The 3,909-nt window shown below is 31.3% G+C and carries 5 protein-coding genes and 1 pseudogene; 4 read left to right on the top strand and 2 right to left on the bottom strand.

Translation table 11 applies throughout. The annotated features are described in order from the left end of the window. The 4 genes and pseudogenes from AB8B65_RS16465 to AB8B65_RS16450 all read left to right on the top strand — a co-directional run. Positions 1-204: pseudogene (locus tag AB8B65_RS16465) on the top strand (toxin-antitoxin system YwqK family antitoxin); the annotation flags it as partial. Between the two features lie 4 nt (positions 205-208). Further along, positions 209-850, top strand: a complete 642-nt coding sequence (locus AB8B65_RS16460; RefSeq protein WP_405302368.1) for an SCO family protein — start codon at positions 209-211, stop codon at positions 848-850. A gap of 417 nt (positions 851-1,267) precedes the next feature. Beyond that, positions 1,268-1,807, top strand: coding sequence for a hypothetical protein (locus tag AB8B65_RS16455; protein WP_405302366.1), 540 nt, complete (start codon positions 1,268-1,270; stop codon positions 1,805-1,807). Between the two features lie 161 nt (positions 1,808-1,968). After that, complete coding sequence (locus AB8B65_RS16450) at positions 1,969-2,697, top strand: elongation factor Tu (RefSeq protein ID WP_405302365.1); 729 nt, start codon at positions 1,969-1,971, stop codon at positions 2,695-2,697. Positions 2,698-2,916: 219 nt separating this feature from the next. On the opposite strand, the gene AB8B65_RS16445 is transcribed toward AB8B65_RS16450, so the two are convergent. Then, positions 2,917-3,687, bottom strand: coding sequence for a class I SAM-dependent methyltransferase (locus tag AB8B65_RS16445; RefSeq protein ID WP_405302364.1), 771 nt, complete (start codon positions 3,685-3,687; stop codon positions 2,917-2,919). A gap of 11 nt (positions 3,688-3,698) precedes the next feature. Further along, positions 3,699-3,909: hypothetical protein (locus tag AB8B65_RS16440; RefSeq protein ID WP_405302363.1), on the bottom strand; the 211-nt coding region annotated here is incomplete at its 5' end.

Genomic DNA, 3,909 nt, shown 5'->3' with positions numbered 1-3,909 from the left:
GTGCAAGAACAATGGTATAAAACGGGAGAAAAATTCAAACGTATAAACATTGTCAATGGAAAAGAAGAAGGTTTGCAGCAAGCATGGCGAAAAAACGGAAAATTATTTAACAATTACGAAGCAAAAAACGGACGATTTTTTGGTTTAAAACGATCAGGATTGTGTTATGAATTACAAAATGAAGTTGTACAGACAAAAGAGTAGTTTTTTGTTGCTAATCAGTTGTTTATTTTTGATTGGTTGTGGTGATAAAGCAAAAAACCAATTAGACAGTCGTGTTGAAAGTTTACCGTATTATCAAGAAGCATCTTTTACACCTTATTGGTTTGAAAACGGAACAACAGCACAAAAGACATTTCATCAAATTCCAGCGTTTAATTTAACGAATCAGGAAGGAGAAAAAGTTACAGAAGCAACCTTTAAAGACAAAATTTACATCACAGATTTCTTCTTTACAACGTGTCCTGGAATTTGCCCTAAAATGACTGCCAATATGGACATTTTACAGCAAGAATTTAGAAACGATGATGAGGTATTGCTTTTATCACATTCGGTAACGCCTGAAACAGATTCCGTTTCAGTCTTAAAAGCGTATGCGAAAAATAAAGGAATTGATAGCAAAAAATGGCATTTAGTTACAGGCGAACGTTCTCATATTTATGACTTAGGTCGAAACTATTATTTCGTAGAAGAAAATTTGGGAGAAGCAAAAACGGATGACGATTTTTTACATACAGAAAATTTCGTGCTTATTGATAAAAACCGACAAATCAGAGGAATTTACAATGGTTTAAACAAAACGGCAGTTGATCAATTAATTGCAGATATAAAGACTTTACAAAAAGAATAAACAATAATAGAGTTTGGTTTCTCTATTATTAGAAAGCTTCACAGATTATTTTGTGGAGCTTTTTTTTGCATCTTAAAATTAAAAATCCTTTGGATGATTTTGATGTTGCGTAAGAAAAATCTAGTTTTAAAAATAACTGAATTCTTAAAAGAAAATAGGTTTGGTTATGGTAGAGATAATAGGGATTCCTGTTATGCTAATATTACTTGCAAACTAAAAACTAAAAACTAAGTTTATAAATAAAATATTTATATTGCATCATTATAAAACAAAAAATTATGAGATATACATATTAACTATTTATTTTTATTTGCTTTTTTAATACTTACAGTAAAATCAAATGTACAAGTTGGAATTGGAACAACAACTTTTGAGAATGGAACTATATTTCAAGTTGAAAGTGAAACTAACGGAGTATTGATAACAAGAGTTGAATTAACTTCAAAAGATAATAGCAGTCCAGTAATTGGTACACCAGCGACTGGATTACTTGTTTTTAATACAGCTATAAGTGGTACATTTCCAAATAATGTATTACCAGGCTTTTATTATTGGGATGGTTGGCAATGGAGAAATGTTAATGATACTAAAGAAAATAGAACTGTAAAATTTACTAATAATTCAACAACTGTAAATTTTAATACTCTCGGAGGTGTAAATATTGATATTTTTAATAGTTTAAATTGGAATGAAGACAATAGCCTTTATCAAAAAATTAATAATACAGATTTAAGAATTTTAGAAACAGGTTATTATCAAATATCCTGCAACCTTGCTCTCAATGCTGACAGTATTGAGCAATATATTGAATTACGCTTGCGATTAAACACGACTGATGTTGGAGATAAAATTTTTGGTCTTAGTCCAGAGGATAGCGGTAATGGAGGCGATTTTTCAATTCATTTCACTCAAACGATATTAGTTAATGCTAATGATATACTAAGGTTAAGATCTTAATAGGGCACACGATAATGAAGATGTAAATTTTGAAAGTCTTGGTACTTCAAGTATTGTAATCAAAAAAATTAGATAATCATTAAAAAAAATATGCAAATTTAAAAGTCAGACGGTAACAAAGATGTATATAAAAAATAGAGCAAAAGTGTTAAACCATAGGCTTGTGCTTATTTGCAAAATCCGCTAAACCGAAAAGTAAGTGTGTTTTAATCCCTTACTTTTCTTATGCTAAACGTTACCTAAAAGCTGAAAATATCTTCAAAAAAACAGACTTTATAGCTGAATTGGAATTTTTGACTACTGAAAAAGGCGGTCGAAGTAGTCCTGCTCATTCTGGTTATCGTCCGCATGTTGAATTTGACAACTATCCAGAATATTTGACTTCAGGACAGCAGACTTATATTGGACAAGAAATTGTGGAATTAGGAACAAAAGTAAAAGCAGAAATTACAATTTTAGGAACTGAATATTTTGCCAATCGACTTTATGAAAATATGGAATTCAAATTTTGCGAGGCAAATCGCACTATAGGCTTTGGAAAAATAATTGAAATTGTGAATACTGATTTGAAGTCTATAGCGGATCAAAAAACAATCAATCTAAATTTATATCCAACAGATATACTAAAAAGACTTGAACATGATTATGGAAAAAACTCTAGTGAAGCGAAGAGAAAAATACAAGAGTTAATTAAATCTAGTAAAGAATTTAGAATTCACAGAATTGTTCGTGCATTAATATTTGCAGGAAACAAGGATATAAATCATTTACAAAAAATGATTGAACTAACTCAAACTGATTGGAGAGATTTACTTATGAATGCAGAATATGAATATCCAGAAAAAAGAGTTCGGGACTTTAGCAACGAATTTGGAAATGAAAAAATATAAAAGTCAGGAGGCACCGAAGGTAACTGCAATTACAACGGATTTGACTACGTGGTAATGCACTCGGAATTGCAAAAGTTAGTGCTTAAGAAAGTCTGAACTTGGTTTTAGCCATATTTCAGGACTAGCCATAAAAACAAATCTTAACAAGTCATTTCTTCCCAAACACAAAGCATTTAAAAGTGAAGCAATCTACTATCTAGTAGCGCAGCGGTCTAAAATCTATTTAGAAAGCGTACAAAAGAAATCCAAGGTAGCTTCCGAATGTTCAGCAAGTGAATAATCTTTTAACGCAATACTATTGACTAAATTAGGATTTTTGTTGAGTAGTTTTTTTCGATTCATCCGATTGGCAATTTCATACGGAATTTGTAATAACCAAGCAGGAATTCGGTGTTGTAATTTTAGCACATCATATCGCAAAAAACGCGCCACTGATTTTTGATTTTTTTCATAATACGCGTCTGTCTTTTCATTCCCGCAAATGGCTTCAATACGATAATTTGTAAAGGTTTTTTCAATCAAGCTTGACAAACTTTCAAAGGTATATTCTTTATAATGCCAAGGATTTCTAGCAATGGTTTTTAGTGCATTTGGTGTGGAAATATAAGCTTTCCCATTCGGTTTTAATACACGGTGAATTTCTTCCAAATACAAAGCTGCATCTTTAATATGTTCAATCACTTGAAAAGAAACCACTACATCAAAACTATTTGATTCTAGTTGTGTTAATGGCGGAATTTTCTCTTGAATAATCGTTGTATTTGGAAACTTATTGTGGATCAATTCTGCTGTATATGGCGATTTGTCAATTAAAGTTAATTGATTAGCATTTTTATATAATAATGCTACTCCATATCCTTCGCCACAACCAATTTCTAACACGTTTCCATGAATGTGAGGCGCCACTAAATGATATGCTTTTAATGTCCGTTGAAATAACGGATTGTCGGATATTATTTTAGAAGAAGTAACTTCGGTTGAGAATAACATAATTTGGGGAATTAATAAGGCCAATTTCGTTTTTGCCAAGTTGCAAAAGCAGCTTCAAATTCACTAAACTTCTTTTCAGATATTGGCGCGTTTTGTACACCACTTGGAAATTGTTGCAGCATTTGAAAATACATACCTTTTAAACGATATGCATGCCGTAAATTTATAATTGGATACGGTGGGTCAAAAGAAGTCATCCATTGCAATTCGTCCCAAATATTC

The sequence above is a fragment of the Kordia sp. genome (genome assembly GCF_045105435.1).
In the GTDB taxonomy this organism is placed as follows: domain Bacteria; phylum Bacteroidota; class Bacteroidia; order Flavobacteriales; family Flavobacteriaceae; genus Kordia.
The sequence above is the reverse complement of the archived record's forward strand: the minus strand, read 5'-3'. Positions and strand labels throughout refer to the sequence as shown.

Coding starts and splice junctions, on each gene's coding strand:
- AB8B65_RS16445 (WP_405302364.1), bottom strand. CDS start 3,687: ATGTTATTCTCAACCGAAGTTACTTCTTCTAAAATAATATCCGACAAT.